The sequence below is a fragment of the Nocardiopsis yanglingensis genome (assembly GCF_045809185.1).
Classification (GTDB): Bacteria; Pseudomonadota; Gammaproteobacteria; order Xanthomonadales; family Xanthomonadaceae; genus Stenotrophomonas; species Stenotrophomonas yanglingensis.
Genome location: NZ_JBJNRH010000003.1, coordinates 233,206 through 251,025, shown reverse-complemented (window position 1 = coordinate 251,025; position 17,820 = coordinate 233,206). Strand labels below are relative to the sequence as shown.

Genomic DNA, 17,820 nt, shown 5'->3' with positions numbered 1-17,820 from the left:
TTGCGGGGGAATGAAGGGAAAGAACAGGCTCAGCCGCCACGGCGGTCGAGCTTGTGGATGGGTCCGGTCCACCACCACAGCGCGGCCAGTGACAGTGGCACCAGCGCGGCGACGAGAATGAAGATCGGGGCATAGGAGTGGCGGGTCAGCACTGGCACCAGCCAGGTGGTGATCAAGGTGCCGGCGACCGCCGCCAGGCCACCCAGGCCCGCCAGCGTGCCCACCGAGCGGCCATCGAACAGGTCGCCGGGGAGGGTCTGGATGTTGCCGATGGCCACCTGGAAGCCGAACAGCACCGCAGCGATCGCCAGCACCGCCAGCAACGGCTGGTTGGCCAGCACCGCGCCCAGCAGGGCAGGGGCCATGATCACGCAGCCCAGGGTGATGGACAGCTTGCGCGCGCGGTCCACACTCTGCCCGGCACGGATCAGGCGCCCGGACAGCCAGCCGCCGCTGAGGCTGCCCAGCATCGCACCGACAAACGGCACCCAGGCGAACAGGCCGATCTGCTTGATGTCGAAGCCGAAGGTTTCAGCGAGATAGATCGGCAGCCAGGACACGAACAGCCACCAGATCGGGTCCAGCAGGAAGCGGCAGGCGAGCATGCCCCAGCTCTGGCGATGGGCCAGCAGCTCACGTAAGCTGACTTTCGGCGTCGCCTCTGTCTGTTGCCCGGCCTGGTCCTCCTGGATCAGCCGGCGCTCGGCATCGCTCACCCACGGGTGCTTGTCCGGGCCGGCGCGGTAGACAAACAGCCATGGCAGCAACCACAGGAAACCGATTGCACCGACCAGCACGAAGGTGCCGCGCCAGCCCAGCCACAGGTAGAGGCCAGCGATGGCCGGTGCGGAAACGATCGCGCCGATCGACGCACCCGCGTTGAACACGCCCTGCGCCAACGCGCGCTCGCGCGCCGGGAACCACTCGGCATTGGCCTTGACCGCGCCGGGCCACGCACCCGCTTCGCTGATGCCGAGCATGGCCCTGACCAGGCTGAAGGACAGCATCGAATGGGTGATCGAGTGCAGGGCAATGGAGATCGACCACACGCTGATCGACAGGGCGAAGCCCAGGCGCGTGCCGATCATGTCGAACAGGCGCCCGAACAGGAACTGGCCGGCGGCGTAGAACAGCATGAACACCGTCACCAGCAGGGCATAGTCGTCCTTGGTTGCGCCCACTTCCTTGGCGATTTCCGGCCACATCACCGCCAGGGCGTTGCGGTCGATGTAGTTGATGACCGTGGCCACGGCGATCAGGCCCACGATCAGCCAGCGTACGGCCGACCGCACCGGCACCTTGCGCAGCTGGCTCACCACCGCAGGGCCATTCATTTCGCGTCATCCTTGCTGCGGTCCATGCGGGCGTGGCTGCCGCTCCAGCGGTAGGCGTGGCCGTCCAGGGTCACGCTGTGTTCGCCCTTGGCGCTGCTGTCGTCGGCCACGCCGAGGGCGATGCGTGCACCGCTGGGCAGGCGCAGTTCGATCACCTCTGCATCGCCGCCCCGGCTGCGCACGATGTCCTTGATGCGGCTGTCCGCACCGTGCACGTACTCGGCGGTGCCGTTGTACTCGCCATGCGGCTCCAGCACGCTGAAGAACGTGACGTCCTTCTGGCCGTCCACGCGCTGCAGCAGTGCAGGTTCACGGCGCAGGTTGAATTCGGGATCGTTGGCGCCGCTTTCCACCAGCAGCGCCTGTGCCGGCACACTGCTGCCGAAGCGATAGGTGTAGAAGCGGCCATCCAGCAGCCAGGCCAGCGTGCGCGGCTCGCTGCCGGGCTTGCTGCGCGCGTCCAGCCACAGGTGCTGGTAGCCGTTGTCCTTGCCCAGCACCGGGCGCTGGCTGGTGAAGTGCTCGGCCTCGAAACCGGTGGTGACAATATGGCCGTTGAAATGCAGCGGCAGGTCGTAGCGCGCCGCCTTGTCACCGTGCACCTGCAGCAGGTCCAGCACCACCGGCAGGCCCAGTTCGGGGTGGCGCAGCAGCGCCTGGGTGCGGGTGAACACCACGCCGGGGTAGGCGTCGCGCATCGTTGCCGAGGCGATCTGGGTCTCGGTATTGGCCTGGAAGAAACGCACCTGCGGCGCATGTTCCTCGCCGCGCTTCCAGTCGCCCTTGAAGTGGCTCTGCTCGTCCACCACCAGGGTGTTGTGGGCCACGGTCTGCTTGGCCCAGCTGCGGTTCTCGGCCAGGTAGATGCCGCCGCGTTTGGCTTCCACGTTGAGGAAACGCGCCGCGCCGTAGTCGGTCACCACCGGGTTGCCGTTGTCGTAGAACAGCCAGTTGAGCTTGTCGAAGTGGCCGTGTCCCATGCCCTGCATCGTGTCCTTCTGCACCAGCGCCTGGCCGCGTTCGCCGTTCATGCGCAGGATCGCCAGGCCGCCGCGGTCACCGTCGGGGCCGTCGCGCAGCAGCATCGGCTTGTAATCGAAGGGTTTGGCCTTGTTGGCGGCCAGCGCCTGCGCCACCTGCAGGCCTTCGGGCGAGAGCAGCAGGCGTTTCTGCTGCTGGGCCACCGACAGCAGGTGGTCATCGCCGGTGCGCGCATAGGCGATGCCGATGCCGGCCACCAGTTCCTCGGTATCGATGCCCTTGTCCAGGATCGCATCGTTGATCGGGAAGAACAGGCCGTCGTAGCTGGTCTGCACCAGCACATCCACGGCCTTCAGCAGCACGCCATCGCGGCGCGCGAAGATCTTCCGCTGCGGCTCGTTGCGTTCGATGGCGTTGGCGAACAGCAGGAACGGCGCCAGCGCATAGCGCTGGTAGTACGGGCCTTCCTCGTAATAACCATCGGGCGAGAACAGCAGGTCGATCTGGCGCAGGAAGCCGAACTTGTCGTCCTTCTGGCTGCCGCGCAGGGATTTCTCCACCAGTTCCGGGTCACGCAGCACGTAGCCGGTCATGCCGGTGGCGGCCACCGCCCAGGTGGCATGGTTGTGGATCTGGTCGTAGTTCTTCGGCTCGCTCGCCAGAAACTCCGCCATCGGCCGGAACACCTTCGATTCGATGGTGTCGCGGTCCTCGGCAGACAGCGCATCACGGATCGCGTCGTAGCCCTGGATGGCGTTGACCAGCCACACCGAATCGTTGAGCACCTGCCAGAACACGCGGCCGGGAATCTGACCGCGGCCTTCCGGGTGCGGGCCGAGCGTCGGGTACAGCTTCGCGTACTGCAGCAGCATGTCGCGTGCGTAATCGACATAGGCCTTGTCGCCGGTCAGCCGGTACAGCGTGCCGGCCGCCAGCAGGGCCTGGTAGTTGCGCTTGTGCTGTTCATGGGTGCGGCCACCGCCCTTGTCCTTGGGCACCGGCACGTCGATACCGGCTTTCATCATCTTCTTCAGCGACTTCTCCGTGCGCGCCTGTTCCTTGGCGAACCACGGGTAGCGGCCGCCTTCGCTGGCCATCTGCTGCCATTGCGCTGCGGTGACCAGCACCGGCGCGGTGTCGGCTTGGCGCGCGGCAGTGGCCGGAGCGGCCAGCACCGGCACAGCCGGAAGCAGGGAGAGCGGAATGGCCAGAGCAAGGGCCAGTGAAACGGACAGCGGTTGCAACCTCATCGATCCACTCCGGTGCTGGTGCGTGACAGGGCAACCTCGCCCACCTTGGGATACCAGTCGACGCCGGTCGCCTCGCGCGCGGTCATCGCCAGGGCAGGCTCGGCGCCCACGGCGGGCAGGACAGGCGTGGCAACCCACAATCCGCTGGCAGCCTGCTGCAGGCTGACGCCACGGCCCTCTACGCCTCCCGGGAATACGTTGCTGGCTGCCGGTGACTGCACGTTGCCGCTGAAGTCGATGCCGGCCAGCGAACTGGCGGCATTGGGCGGGTTCCTGCTGGTGCGGTTGACGATCAGGTTGGCGCTGAAGCGGCTGTTGCTGGCGGCGACCACGATGCCCTTGGCCTCGTCATGGCCGACGCCGAAACTGATCTTCGCCACATCCACGAAGGTATTGCGGCTGATCGTGGCATTCACCACCGGCGCATAGCCGGACAGCGGCGGATCGGCCTGCGCGTCCATCACCGCCAGCGCGGAACGGTTGCTGGAGCCGGCCAGTCGCTCGAAGTAATTGTTGCTGACGGTCTGGTCGGCATTGATGATGCGCACGCCACCGGTGCCGGCCTTGTCATCACCCAGGAAGACGTTGTCGATCACGCGGTTGCCGTTGCCATGGCGCAGCGTGAGCGCGCCGGCCGAGCGGTAGAACACGTTGCCGCGGTAGGTATTGCCGCCGGACTTGTTGCTGATGATCTCGGTCTCGCCGTCGCAGCCTTCGAACCAGTTGTTCTCCACCGTACTGTTGGAATCGCTCAACGAGGTGTCGCTGGTGCCGACGCGGAGGGTTTCGCCACCGTTGACGCCCAGCGCCGGGCGCGGCCCGAACCAGTTGTGGTCGATACGGTGCTGGTTGTCCAGGCCCTGGGTGGCATCGCGCACCACCACCACGGTCGGCCCGGCATTGGTCTTGCCGCGCAGCTGGCTGTGATCCAACCGGTTGTTGCTGCCATACAGCGATACCCAGTAGTCCTGGTCGCTGGCATCGGGGTTGGTGTAGTCATCGATCACCAGGCCGGTCACCCGGCTGTGGCGGGCCACCGCCTTGCTGGATTCGCGGAACGCCACCACCGCATCACCCGGCGTATAGCCGTTGCGGAACACCAGGTTGGATACCTGCAGGTAGCTCCCCGCCAGGCGCAGGTCCGAGCGCCCGCTGAGGACGACCTTGCCGGCGGTCTGCGCGCGCAGCACGATCGGCGCGGCCGCCGTGCCCTGGCCCTTCAGCAGCAACCGGGCATCGTTCCAGATGCCGTCAGCCAGCACGATCTCATCGCCGGGCTGCAGCGCTGATGCGGCGGTAGTGAACTCAGCGACATCGTGGACGAGCCAGCTGGCTGCACTTGCCGCTGAAGTGGTCAGGCACATGACCAGGCCAGTGGCCAGGCAAACAAGTGATGGATTGTTGGGCAGGTGACGCGCCAGCGAGTGAATGCGCATGAAATCCTTCCAGAGACGGTCGGGCCGTCGTTTCAGGGTGGGTCTGCATACCACTTCCGGGTGTGTTGTAAGCCAGCTTTCGCGCAAAGTCATGCTGCAGCAGCACATTAAATTTCGATCAACTGGTATGGATAAAAGGCATTTGAACAATCGCATACCAATTGGTTGACATTTTCATGTCGCCGTGCCGAAGCTGCGTCCCACGCCTGGCATGCAGGCGATCCTTTGGGAGGAGGAAACCATGCGGCGACCCGCCGGAGCAGTGCACAGCATCTCGTTGTCCCCCACACCCCTGATCGTGGCGCTGCTCGCCGTGCTGGCGGGCCTGCCCACGGCCCAGGCGCAATCCAGCAAGGACGCGTCAGGGCAGGATCCCACTACGCTGGACCAGGTGCAGGTCACCGGCATCCGCGAGTCCATGCAGAGTTCGATCAACAAGAAGCGCGACGATACGGTCATTGCCGATGTGCTCTCCGCAGACGACATCGGCGACCTGCCGGCGCCGTCGCTGGCCGATGCCATCGAGACTCTGACCGGTGCCGCCTCGACCCGCGACAAGACCGGTGCCTCTGAGATCTCGATCCGTGGCCTGGGCGCCTTTCTCAGCAGCACCAACTTCAACGGCCGCGAAATCACCAATGGCAGCGGCGACCGCTCGGTGAACTTCAACATGTTCCCGGCCGAGCTGATCAACACGGTGGCCATCTACAAGACCCAGCGAGCCGACATCATCGAAGGCGGCGTGGCCGGTACCATTGGCCTGGAAACGGTACGGCCATTGGAATACGGCAAGCGCTCGGCGCAGATCGATCTGCGTGGCAGCTGGGCCGAGTATGACAAGAAGTACCACGACGACGATGGCATCGGCTATCGCGGCACCGCCAGCTACATCGACCAGTTCGAGTTCGGCAATGGGCAGAAGCTGGGCATTTCGCTGGGTTTCCAGCGCCTGGATGGTACCGATCCGGAAGAGAGCATCACCAGCGGTTCCACCTGGTATGCCTGCGACGGCACGCAGAACGTGTCCAATGCCAACTGCAACGAGGTCAGCGCACAGGCCATCGCCAACGGCGCGCCTTACTACCTGGTGCCGAGCAGTCGCATCTACCGCCTCAAGCAGGAGCGCAATGATCGCCAGAGCGAGTTTGCCGCGCTGCAGTGGCGGCCCAATGACGTGGTCGAGCTGAATGTCGATTTCGAGCATACCCAGCGCAACTGGTACGAGAACCGCAGTGACCTGAGCCTGTCCAACGCTCGCCGCGGCATCACCCAGCGCGAGGTTGACGAGGACGGCATCGTGCGCCACCTGCACGGCAGCACCTCGATTGATTCCACCTCCAACCGCTACTGGCGTGGGGAGGAGTACACCGGCGGCGGCCTGAACCTGATCCTGCGCCCGACCCCGGCGTGGGAGCTGTCCACCGATCTTTCCTACTCGCACACCAATCGCCTCGACAGCGAGCGCATGACCCGGTTGCGCGCCAACCAGCGCGACGTCAACAACGCCATCGTCCCCGGCATCAGTAGTGGCGCCACCGGGTACGTGGACTACGACTGGGACTGGCATGGCGAAGTACCCAGTGTTGCCCTGGCGCCGAACTTCGACCCCAACAACTGGGACGCCTACACCGGCGCGGCGCGCGTGACCTCCAGCGCAACGGAGAACGACCACAAGATCAAGGCCGGCCGCTTCGATGCCAGCTTCATGCCGGAGTCCGGCTTCTTCACCCGCATCAAGGGCGGCGTGCGCGCCAGCCAGGCCGACTACCGCCTGCGCGACAACACTCTGGTGACTGACTACGACCAGCGTGTGGCAGCCGACAAGGCGAAGATCATCGCTGCCAACCAGGCCTGCCGCGCGCCGTTCCCACAGGATGACTTCATGGATGCCGCAAGCGGCAACACGATTTCGTCCTGGGCGTACTTCGATCCGAACTGTCTGTACCAGTCGTTCCGTGGCAGCCTCGACAGCGGATTGGACCCGGGCTTCCAGGATCCGAACAATGTCGATATCACCGAGAAGACCCGCGCGCTCTACCTGATGGGCGAGTTCAGCAGCACGTTGTTCGGGCTGCCGGTGACCGGCAATCTGGGCCTGCGCTGGGTGAAGACCGATGTGCGTTCCGAGGGGGTGCGTACCGGACTGCGTATTGAAGACAACGGCGACGGCACGATCCGCCTGCAGCCTACCGGCGACTACACCACCCAGGTGTTCAAGGCGGGCAACGACAAGCTGCTGCCCAGCCTGAACGCCGCGTTCGAGCTGCGGCCGGATGTCCTGCTGCGGGTCGGCGCCTACCGCGCGATGTCCCGTCCGGACATTTCGGCCCTGGGAGCGGGGCGCACCATCAACGTCAGCAGCGACGCTACCTACGGCAACCTGGCCGATGCGCTGGATGACATCAGTGCCAGTGGCAACCCAGCGGCACAGCCGCTGATGTCCTGGAACGGCGACCTGTCACTGGAGTGGTACCCGAACCCGGACACGATGCTGGCCGGCGCGGTGTACTGGAAGCAGTTCAACGGCGGCACCGCCACTGCGCTGGTGCCGGAGACCTACACCATCGACGGCCAGAGCGTGACCGTACCGGTGCGGCAGCAGGTAACCACCGACGAGAACAGCACGCTGACCGGCTTCGAGGTGACGGCCACGCATCGACTGTCGTACCTGCCCAAGCCGTTCGACGGGCTGGGTTTCAAGGTCAGCTACAACTACGCCGATGCGGACTATCAGACCCAGGACTCACGACTGGGCGAACAGCTGGCCAGTGATGGCACGATCATTCCGGCGATCGTGCCGCCGGCGGGTCTCAGTGGTTTCTCGCGGCACGTGCTGTCCGGCTCGATCTACTGGGACGTTGGGCGCTTCAACATCCAGGCCATCGGCAAGTTTCGCTCGCACTACTACCAGGACTTCACCGGCAACACCGCGCAGCAGAACCGCTACTACGATGACAACACCAGCGTCGACCTGCGCCTGCGCTACCGGGTGAACAAGCAGTTGTCGCTGTCGCTGGAACTGATGAACCTGACCAACGAGCCGCGCGTGGCCTACCAGCCGCTTTATGGGAACTTCCGCGAAGTGGTGACCTACGGGCGGCGTGCGTATTTCGGTGTACGATACAAGTTCTGAACAGGGCGGCGCGGCCAGTGGTCGCGCCGTCGCTCCAACCGGACCCTTGCCGGCCGCGGTGGCAGGGCAGGGACCCGGAGGGAATCGCCAAGGGTCAGCCGCATGTCCGCCAACCGCCTTTACCAGACCATCGCTGCCAAGCTCCGCAAGCTGATCGAGGACGGCGAATTTCCGCCGGGCTCGCGGCTGCCGGGCGAGCGTGAACTGGCCGAACGGTTCGGTGTCAGCCGGGTGACCATCCGCGAGGCCGAGATCGCACTGGAAGCACAGGGTTGGATCGCCATCCGCATCGGCTCGGGCGTGCATGTGAAGCCGCGCCCGACGCAGGCTCCGGGTGGGTTGCCGGATGTCAGTGCCTTCGACCTCACTGCCGCCCGCGCGGTGTTCGAGGCCGAGGCTGCCGCCCTGGCCGCCAGCAACCTGGATGATGCCGGCATCGCCGAGCTGCAGGTGCTGGCGGAGGCGCTGTGCCGCCGCGACCTGAGCGACGCGGAAGCCGGCGAGTACGATCGCCGTTTCCATCTGACCATTGCCCGTCTGTCAGGCAATCCGGTGGTGGAGTACTTCGTGCAGCAGATCTGGCGCATGCGCAGCGAGCTGCCGCGCGTGACCGAGGTCTATTCGCGGGTCTGCCATGACGATGGCGCCAGCCGTGCCGACGAGCACATGGCGATCTTCGAGGCCTTGCGTGCGCGTGATCCGGTGGCCGCACGCAATGCCATGCGCCATCACTTCCAGCGCCTGTTCGAAGCGATGCTGGAAGCGACCGAGAGCCAGGCTCTGGAAGAAATTCGCCGCCGCACGCAGCAGGACCGCGAGCGGTTCATGGCGACGACGCGGATCTGAGCGACCGTCCTGAGCGCAGCGCGTTTCACTGCGCTTGCTGGCCGGTAGTGCCGGCCGCTGGCCGGCAATGGCACCAGATCTACGGGCGCGCTGGCCCTAGAACCTTTCGATATTGGGAAGTGGATTCGAATCCAGGAACTGTCGCCCTGCGTCGTCAGCGATGCACAGTCCGTTCGACAGGAATCTGGTATGACGATCAGACTCATCCCTAAACTTCAGGTAGGAGTACTTGCGGAGCGAGTGCAGCAGCTCGTTGAGATTCGCAATCATCCCGCTGGCGCTCTTCGGATCAGCAACATCCTGTGCGAATGCCCCCAGCCTGATCGCCTCATTTGAATCCCGTGAGGCGTCAACTTGGGCAAGCAGACGGGACGCGTGCTGATGGAAGATAAAGACTTCGTCATCGGCCAGGCGCTGCAGGCGGGTCCTTGCCATCCTGGTGAACGTCACTTCGAAGTCAACGGAACTTCCCTCTATCAAGGTGGCAGAGCTGTTCACGCAGCCCTTTCCGAAGACCGCCTCGAACAGCGTCATGAGGGCGGTAAGTTTCTCGAAATTGCTCCACATCTGCTTGGGAACGCCTAGCCAGAGACCATTTTTGAAGCGTGTCCAGTGCATGTAGCGCTCGGCTTCTCCGCCATCGTCTGCCTGGCTGGCGAAGTGTCCGCAGGCTTGCAGGAATCGGAGACAGTCTGCAGCGGGCATGAAAATTGGATTTGCCAATGCCTCACCCCGTCTCACCCTCTCCAAGGGATCATTATCCAGCTCAGGATCGATGTACTCGACCTGCAGATTCCCGTTCTCAACGTAGGCGTAGCTGATGGCGCAGAAACTGATGGCAAGAAGCGCAGGCGCGCCGCCTCCCAAGGAGAAATTCACCATCGGGTACTGCACAACCTGCTGCTGTGCCTCCGCAAGTGTGCTGTTTTTCCTATTACCCAGCGACCCCTTGGCCTCGATCAAGCCCCATGTACCATTATTCAGCTGCACCAGAAAATCGGGGGCATCTGTAGCTGTCCCGACCGTGGGGAATGGTAAGCCCTGGATATGGATTGGGCCGCCCTGACCTGTGTGAAAGTGAAGGATACGACTCACGAATCCCGGGACAGCCGGCGCGACAAGGATCGCCTGTTCCAGGGCATAGCGGGCATAGACCATGCCGAGGAAGTAGCTGAAGCTGCCCTTCTCGTTCTTCTCGAGCTGCCGAACGAATGAAAGCGTGTTGACGCAAGCTGGTCCAGGCGGGACGGGGGTGCCAAAGATATCGCCCAACAATTCGACCTTGCCGTAGATGTACGTTCCCAGCTGTTCCCACTCAGCTTTGGTCGTCAGGCTCAAATTGGTAAATCCGGGCGCGGGAACGGCACCGGGCGGCAGCCCAAGGAATGTGAGTATTTTCCCATAGCCACAGTCGAGTGCTGCGAGCAGAGTGTCGACAGAGTGCGGATGTGGCAGCGGCGAAACGACCGGCGGGGCGAACGCGAATGCCACGTCTTCATGGGCGTAACTCAAGGGCCACTTCGGGAGATTGAGTGGCTGCAGGTAGAGCTTCAGTAGACTTGCCATGACGCTTCCTTGCTTCATTCAATACAACCAATGTTCTCGCCGTTTGCGAGCCGAGGCAAGCTGCCAGGTGGGCCCAGGCCCCTCAGTCGCGGCCCAGGCCTGACTCTACGTCGTGCAATTCCCGCAGCTTCTTCTTGTTGATCTTGCCCACGCTGGTGCGCTCGATCGAATCCACGAAGCGAACCCGCTCCGGAATCGCATAGCGTGAGATATCTCCGGCGCGGCTGCGTGCTGCGATCAGTTCGATGATCTCCGCTTCGGCCACATGGCTCCCCGGCTTCCTGACCACCAGCGGCAATGGCCGCTCGCCCCATTTCGTGTCGGTGATGCCGATTACCGCGACTTCACTGACCGCCGGATGCAGAGCGATGATGTCCTCCAGGGCGAGCGATGAGATCCACTCGCCGCCGGTCTTGATCACATCCTTGATGCGGTCCGTCACCCTCAGATAGCCGCTTTCATCGATGTTGCCGATGTCACCGGTATGCAGATAACCGCCTGCCCACAACGCCGCCGATGCATCCGGATTGTGCAGGTAACCCTGGGTGAGCCAAGGTGCTCGTACCACGACCTCGCCGGTGGCGATGCCATCGTGGGCGACATCCTTCATTTCCGGGTCGACGATGCGCAGGTCAACCAGCGGTACCGGAATGCCGGCTTTGGTGCGCAGCGAAAGAACCTCATCCACATTGGTCACGGCATCCGAATCGATCTGCGCCAAGGTAAGCAGCGGGCAGGTCTCGGACATGCCGTAGCCACCGAAGATGTCGATACCCCGCGCCAGTGCACGCTGGGCCAGGGCACGGGGCAGGGCGGCACCGCCGATGATCACCTTCCAGTTGCCCAGGTCAGTGTCGGCCGCAAGCGGGTGCTCCAGCAGCATGTGCAGGATGGTCGGCACGCAGTGCGAGAAGGTCACCTTCTCACGGGCGATCAGCGCCAGCAGCTGGGCGGGCACGTAGCGCCCGGGGTAGACCTGCTTGATGCCAAGCAGCGTAGCGACGTAGGGCAGGCCCCAGGCGTGCACATGGAACATGGGGGTGATCGGCATGTAGACGTCGCCGCGGTGCAGGCGTCCCTGGCTGGCCGCGCTGCCCAGCGCCGCCATCCCCGTCAGCGAGTGCAGGACCAGCTGCCGATGGCTGAAGTAGACACCTTTTGGCAGGCCGGTGGTGCCGGTCGTGTAGAACACCGTTGCGCGGGTGTTCTCGTCGAAGTCCGGGAAATGGGTGGTCGCAGTGGCAGTCCGCAGACCGGCTTCGTACTCGGTCACGAAACCGTCTGGCAACGGGCCGCCGGCATCGTCCAGCAGGATGCGCGTGCGCAGGTCTGGCAGCTGTTCGTCGATGGCTTGCAGTATCGGCAGGAACTCGCGATTGGCGAGGATCACCCGCGCCCCGCTGTGGTTGAGCGTGTAGGCAATCTGTTCGGGTGCCAGGCGGATGTTCACCATCATCAGCACCGCACCGATCATCGGAACGGCGAAGTAGGCCTCCAGGTAGCGATGGCTGTCCCAGTCCATCACCGCCACGGTGTCGCCCTGCTTGACCCCCAGCGAAGTCAACAGGCCTGCCAGCTGCCCGATGCGCGCCTGTAACGTGCGGTAATCGAAGCGGACCGAGTCGCCGTAGACAATCTCCTGGTCCGGGCTCGCTGCCAATGGCGTGTGCAACAGTTGCTTGATCAGCAGTGGATAGGCGGAGGCGCCGGGGGCAGGGGGGAATGACATGATGTGTCCTCGTGGGCGGTGCATCGGTTGACGCCCTTCGTGCCACCACACTATCTGCACGCCCGCCTGGCGCCAGCGTACCTAGGTACGCCTTCCCAAAAGCGGACGATTTGCTACTCTCGCCTGGACATGCCAACCCTGCTCATTGCCGACGATCACCCTTTGTTCCGCGCCGCACTGCATCGCGCGGCCGAAGAGGCGGTTGCCGATCTGCAGATCAGCGAGGCCGACGCGCTGGACAGCGTGCTTGAGGTGCTTGAACGCCAACAGATCGACCTGATGCTGCTCGACCTGCATATGCCGGGCAATCATGGCCTGGCTGGGCTGGCCACCATCCGCGCACTGCAGCCAGGGCTGGCGATCATCATCGTCTCGGCCAATGAAGAGCCGCAGGTGATCCGCCGCGCCATCGACCTTGGTGCTGCTGGCTATCTACCCAAGAGCTCGGGCCTGAACGAGCTGCAGGCGGCACTGCAGTCGGTACTGGAGGGCGAGCGCTGGATACCGGCACTGCTGCGTGAGCCGGTGGCGCGCGTGGTGCCCTTCAGCAAGGATGCCGACCTCGCTGCGCGGCTGGCCAGCCTGTCCGCACATCAGTACCGGGTGCTGAGCCTGGTGGCCGAGGGGCTGCTCAACAAGCAGATTGCCGATCGGCTTGGTGTACAACTGCGAACGGTGAAGGCGCACATGACCCGCATCATGGAACGGCTTGGGGTCCGCAATCGTGCGCAGGCAATCCGGGTGCTGCATGAAATGGGCCTGGCCGACCCCTCCCGCCAGATCGAAGAGTCGCGCAGCCACTGAATCGTCAGGCCATGTTTGTGGAACGGGCCGTCAGCAGATGGTTGATCGCCCAGCGCAGCGCCAGTGGCTTGAAGGGTTTGTTCAACAGCGAGAGACCGGCGCCACGTACGGCATCGCGGGTCTCGCCACCGGTATCCGCACTGAGGATCACCGTAGGCCGCGGCCCGTGCACCGCGACCAGCCGTGTGAACAGTGATACACCGGTGTCGCCGTCATCGAGGTGGTAGTCGAACAGCCACAGCGCCGCATCGCGCGCCGACGAACCGATGCCATCCGCATCACGCACCGCGATGACGTCGCAGCCCCACGACAGCAGCAACTGCTGCATTGCCGCCAGCGCATCCGCATCGTTGTCGACCACCAGCACGCGAATACCCTTGAGTGTGTTGCTGCCGCTGGCAGGCGGTTCGATCCGCGGTGTCGCTGGCGCTGCGATCCGCGCCACGGCGACGGAGAACACCGAGCCGCGGTCCACCGTGCTGTGCAGCCGCAAAGGGGCATGCAGCAGGTCGGCGATGCGGTGTGCGATGGTCAGGCCAAGCCCCAGACCCTGGCCGTTGCTGCGATCAACGCGGTGGAACTCCTCGAACACCGCCGCCTGCTGTTCGGCGCTGATGCCGGGGCCGGTATCGTACACAGCGATGGACAGGGCGTGCCCCTGGCGGCGCACGCCCAGCAGGACGCCGCCATGGCGGGTGTAGCGAAGGGCGTTGGCGAGGAAGTTCTGCAGCACCCGGCGCAGCAGCAGTGGATCGCTGTGGACCCAGGCACGGGTCCGCAGGTAGCGGAACTGCAGCCCGCGCACCGCCGCCAGCACCGCAAACTCCTGCGCGAGCGGATCGAGCACGGTCGAAAGCGCGAACGGACGCGGATCGGCGACCAGGCCGCCGGCCTCCAGCCTGGAGATATCCAGCAGCCCGGACAGCAGGTCGTCGGTGGAGTCCAGCGCACCACGGATCTGGCGCAGGAAGCTGTCGAGGAACTCCGATTCGATGTGCTGCGACATTGCGTCGGTCAGCAGCTGAGCAGCGTGCAGTGGCTGGATCAGGTCGTGACCGACCGCGGTCAGGAAGCGGGTTTTCGCAACGTTCGCGCGCTCGGCGGCGTGCACCGCGTGCTCCAGCCGTGCGGTACGGTCCTGCACGCGGCGCTCCAGGGTTTCGTTGCTGCGCTTGAGTGCCTCCTCGGCGCGGCGGAACGCAGTGACGTCGGTGAAGGTGGCCACGTAACCGCCGCCCGGCATTGGATTGCCGCGGATCTCGACGATGGTGTTGTCGGGGAAGATCCGTTCGGACAGATGCGGCGTGCCGCGCCGCATGTGTGCCACGCGGCGCTGCAAGGCCTTGTCGCGGGAGTCACCGGGGCCGTCACCGATTTTCAGTTCGGCCAGCGCCCACGCTGTCAGATTGACCACCGGCTGCCCAACCTGCAGCAGCTCGGGCGGGAACTTGAACAATGCCGCGTACTGACTGTTCCACGCCACCAGCTGCAGGTGTGCGTCGACCACGCTGATGCCCTGGCTCATGTTCTCCAGCGCCGCCTCCAGCAGGCGCTGGTTGAAGCGCAGCACCTGGGTGGCCTCGCCGACCGCGCGGGTCACTGCATCCAGTGGCGCAGTGCCGCCATCGCGTGCCGCTTCCACCAGCAGGCGCGCCATGCCCGCACCAACCACGGCGGTCAGCTCACGTTCGACCGCAGTGACCCGGTCGTCATCCAGCATCTGTCCGGCGGGCCCCTCCATCAGCTGGCGCGCACGCTCCTGGCCGAGGAAGCGTCCGGCGGTCCTGCGCAACGAGGCTGCAGCCACCGCGTCGCGCCGCCGGGGCTGCGATGGGCGCACCGCCCGCGATACCAGGACAACCGCCAACAGGTTGATCGCCAGGCTTGCGCCCATGCTGAGGGCGATGTGTCCCGGCTGCACGCGCAGCGAAACGACGGCCAGCCAGTGCAGACGCTCGGGGCTTGCGGTTTGTGTCGTGGCAGGGATCACCATAGGCAGCAGCACCAGCCACAGCCAGGCCAATGACCCCAGCACGATGCCGGCGATGATGGCCGGGGAGGGCGTGCGCGGGCGATACACCGCCAGCAGGACCGCCGGCGCAAGCTGCGAGAGGGCAGTGAAGGACATCAGTCCGAAATCGCTGAGTGCCTCGGTGTCACTCATCGCCCGGCTGTACAGCCACGCCATCAGGAACACGGCGAGGATGCCGGCACGGCGGAACGCCAGTACGCGTGGACGCAGGTCGGCTGCCGCGGCACCGCCGGCAATACCGTCCAGCAACCGTGAGCCGAAGCCATGGTTGCCGAGCATGATCGACAGGGTCAGCCCGGACAGGATCATCATGCCGGTGGCCGCGCTCAGGCTGCCCAGATAGGCCAGCAGCGCCAGCAGGTGGTGGCCACCGGCCTGCGGCAGCGCCAGCACGTACAGGTCGGGCGCCACCGATGCGGGCAGCTGCGCGGCACCAGCCAGCGCCATCGGCACCGACGGCAACCCGATCAGCAGCAGGTAGACCGGGAACATCCAGCGTGCCGTCCTCAGGTCCGAGGTCTGACGCAGCTCGACCACACCGACATGGAACTGGTGCGGCAGCGTAAACGCGGAGATCGCGCCCAGCGCGACCATGGTGAGATAGTCCGGCATGATGGCCGGTGGCGGCAGCTGCGCCATCTTTTCCAGCAGCGGCGTACCCGCCTGGTGCACCGACAGCGCCGCATAGAGGCCAATGGCGAGCAGCGCCACCAGCTTCAATACCGACTCCAGGCCCAGCGCGACCACGATGCCACGATTGGGCTCGGTGGCCGAGGCCTTGCGGGCGCCGAACAACAGCGTGAACGCGGCCATCGTCAGCGCGAACCAGAACGACATGTCCAGCTGCGCGGCAGCAGGCGCGAAACGATCGCCCAGCAGGGCGCCCAGGCCCTGGCTGACAGCCTTCAGCTGCAGGGCGATGTAGGGAATGATGCCGAACAGCGCCACCAGGGTGATGGTGAAGCCGAGGCCCCGGTCCGCGCGCAGTCGCGCGACAACCAGATCGGCGATGGTGGCACTGTTGTGCTGTTTGGCCAGCCGCCCCAGGCGGAGCAGGAACGGCAGGCCGAAGGCAAAGATCAACGCCATGCCGGCCAGGGTGGGTGGAATGGGGAAACCCCATTGCAGACCCTGCGACGCCGCGCCGTAGTAGGTCCACGCGGTGCAGTGCACGGCCAGCGACAGCGCATAGATGAGCGGCCACACGTTCGAAAGCCGGTGCCCCCTGCGCTCGCCCCACAGCGCCACGCCAAACAGCAGTGCGGTCCATGCAATGCAGGCGAAGAGGACGATGGAGGGCGTCAACATCGCTCCAGTGTAGGGAGAGAACCGGGCAGGGTGGTGCTAGCGGGCGACCACGATCAGTGACAGCTGCTCAGCGACCAGTGCCAGCTCGCCATCGGCAACCCGCTCGACGGTTTTGCGCTGGGTCAGCAGCCATTGGTCCGGCTGGCGCGCGTCCAGCGACACCAGCTGCGAGCGTACCCGCACCTCGGACCCACTCGGCACCGGCGCCAGGAAGCGGACTTTGTTCAAGCCGTAGTTGAGCACATGGGCGATGCCGGGGAAGCCAGCAAGCGCGGCCACATCGTCCTGCACGGTGAGCGAGAGCAGCAGGAAACCGTGCGCGATGGTCTGCCCGCCCGGCAGCTGCACCTGCGCGCGGCCGGGATCGACGTGGATCCAGTTGTGGTCGCCGGTGGCGTCGGCAAAGGCATCGATGCGTGCCTGGTCCACGTAGGTCACGCCACTCAGCCGCTCGCTGGCCGCCCACTGCTGCAACGCCTGCAGGGCGGGAGGCAGGTTGCTGTCCGCACTCACGCCACACGCTCCAGCAAGGTAAGGATCGCGTCACGTGCCTCGGGCTCGGACAGCATCGGAGCGTGCCCCACATCCGGCACCTCCACCAGGCGGGCACTTTCCGAAGTGGCCGCCATCTGCCGGGCAACGTCGGCCGGCAGGATATCGGACAACGCACCGCGCACCACCAGCACCGGCACCCGCGCGGTCAGCCCGCGTACCGCACGCCACAGCACCGGACGCAACAACCACAGCAGCCACGGGCGCGTGGTTCGGATCACCGCCGGGTCGTAATCCAGCTCCAACAGTCCATCGCTGCGCGGGCGGAAGGTGCGCACGGCCATCGCCCGCCAGTCATCGGTGCCGAAACGCGGGAACGCGGCCTTGCCGATCGACGCCACATAGGCGGTGGCCTGCTCCAGATCCATCGGCGGCACCGGCTTGCCGGCGTACTTGCCGATCCGTGCCAGTGCCTCGCGTGGCACCCTGGGGCCAGCATCGTTGAGCACTGCCCCAGCAATCCGCTCAGGTGCGCGGGAGGCGAGGGTAATGGTCACCAGCACGCCCAGCGAGGTGCCGACGAACACGGCCTTGTCGATGTTCTGCGAACGCAGCAGTGCGACCATGTCGTCCGCATAGGTGCGCGGGTTGTAGCTGGACGGGTCATGTGCGCGCTCCGAACCGGCGCGACCGCGCAGATCGACCGCGATCACGCGCCAGCCCTCGGCGGTGAGTGTCTCGGCCAGTGCATCGAAATCGGCACCATTGCGTGTCAGGCCGGGAATGCAGACCACGGTGCCGCGGGGCACCTGCCCGGCGTCCGCTGCATGGTCACGCGCGTGCAGGCGCAGGCCATCGTCACTGTTCCAGTACAGATCTACGTAAGACTGCATCATGCAGGGGCTTCCT

At 65.2% G+C, this 17,820-nt stretch carries 11 protein-coding genes; 3 read left to right on the top strand and 8 right to left on the bottom strand.

The genetic code is table 11. The features are described 5' to 3' along the window. Positions 1-29: 29 nt before the first annotated feature. From ACJ7C5_RS07130 to ACJ7C5_RS07120, 3 genes are read right to left on the bottom strand one after another with little or no spacing between them, the layout of a single operon-like run. On the bottom strand, positions 30-1,334 hold the full coding sequence (locus ACJ7C5_RS07130; RefSeq protein WP_412703473.1) for an MFS transporter: 1,305 nt from the start codon (positions 1,332-1,334) through the stop codon (positions 30-32). Continuing rightward, positions 1,331-3,565, bottom strand: coding sequence for an oligoalginate lyase (locus ACJ7C5_RS07125; protein ID WP_412703472.1), 2,235 nt, complete (start codon positions 3,563-3,565; stop codon positions 1,331-1,333). Before ACJ7C5_RS07125 ends, ACJ7C5_RS07130 begins: the two co-directional genes overlap by 4 nt. After that, positions 3,562-5,001 carry a polysaccharide lyase 6 family protein gene (locus ACJ7C5_RS07120; RefSeq protein WP_412703471.1) on the bottom strand — a complete coding sequence of 480 codons (1,440 nt, stop codon included), beginning with the start codon at positions 4,999-5,001 and terminating at the stop codon, positions 3,562-3,564. The genes ACJ7C5_RS07125 and ACJ7C5_RS07120 overlap by 4 nt, the downstream gene beginning before the upstream one ends. Positions 5,002-5,278: 277 nt before the next feature. On the opposite strand from ACJ7C5_RS07120, the gene ACJ7C5_RS07115 reads away from it, so the two are divergent. Together ACJ7C5_RS07115 and ACJ7C5_RS07110 are read left to right on the top strand one after the other, a co-directional pair. Then, the gene (locus tag ACJ7C5_RS07115) at positions 5,279-8,134 is read left to right on the top strand and encodes a TonB-dependent receptor (protein ID WP_412703470.1); all 2,856 of its coding nucleotides are present in this window, start codon (positions 5,279-5,281) and stop codon (positions 8,132-8,134) included. A gap of 102 nt (positions 8,135-8,236) precedes the next feature. Further along, complete coding sequence (locus ACJ7C5_RS07110; protein ID WP_088026036.1) at positions 8,237-8,980, top strand: FadR/GntR family transcriptional regulator; 744 nt, start codon at positions 8,237-8,239, stop codon at positions 8,978-8,980. A 96-nt stretch (positions 8,981-9,076) separates the two neighbouring features. On the opposite strand, the gene ACJ7C5_RS07105 is transcribed toward ACJ7C5_RS07110, so the two are convergent. Together ACJ7C5_RS07105 and ACJ7C5_RS07100 are read right to left on the bottom strand one after the other, a co-directional pair. Beyond that, positions 9,077-10,546 carry a hypothetical protein gene (locus ACJ7C5_RS07105; RefSeq protein WP_412703469.1) on the bottom strand — a complete coding sequence of 490 codons (1,470 nt, stop codon included), beginning with the start codon at positions 10,544-10,546 and terminating at the stop codon, positions 9,077-9,079. A gap of 82 nt (positions 10,547-10,628) precedes the next feature. After that, entirely contained in the window at positions 10,629-12,275 is a 1,647-nt protein-coding gene (locus ACJ7C5_RS07100) for a fatty acid--CoA ligase (protein WP_412703468.1), read from the bottom strand. A 129-nt stretch (positions 12,276-12,404) separates the two neighbouring features. Here ACJ7C5_RS07100 and ACJ7C5_RS07095 point away from each other — a divergent pair, with 129 nt between their 5' ends. Further along, entirely contained in the window at positions 12,405-13,079 is a 675-nt protein-coding gene (locus tag ACJ7C5_RS07095) for a response regulator transcription factor (protein ID WP_412703467.1), read from the top strand. A 4-nt stretch (positions 13,080-13,083) separates the two neighbouring features. Here the strand turns inward: ACJ7C5_RS07095 and ACJ7C5_RS07090 are convergent, their stop codons facing one another. The 3 genes from ACJ7C5_RS07090 to ACJ7C5_RS07080 are packed head-to-tail and all read right to left on the bottom strand — an operon-like array spanning position 13,084 to position 17,804. Continuing rightward, entirely contained in the window at positions 13,084-16,419 is a 3,336-nt protein-coding gene (locus ACJ7C5_RS07090; protein ID WP_412703466.1) for a hybrid sensor histidine kinase/response regulator, read from the bottom strand. Between the two features lie 36 nt (positions 16,420-16,455). Beyond that, on the bottom strand, positions 16,456-16,932 hold the full coding sequence (locus ACJ7C5_RS07085) for a MaoC family dehydratase (RefSeq protein WP_412703465.1): 477 nt from the start codon (positions 16,930-16,932) through the stop codon (positions 16,456-16,458). After that, positions 16,929-17,804, bottom strand: a complete 876-nt coding sequence (locus ACJ7C5_RS07080; RefSeq protein ID WP_412703464.1) for an alpha/beta fold hydrolase — start codon at positions 17,802-17,804, stop codon at positions 16,929-16,931. Before ACJ7C5_RS07080 ends, ACJ7C5_RS07085 begins: the two co-directional genes overlap by 4 nt. Positions 17,805-17,820: the final 16 nt, after the last annotated feature.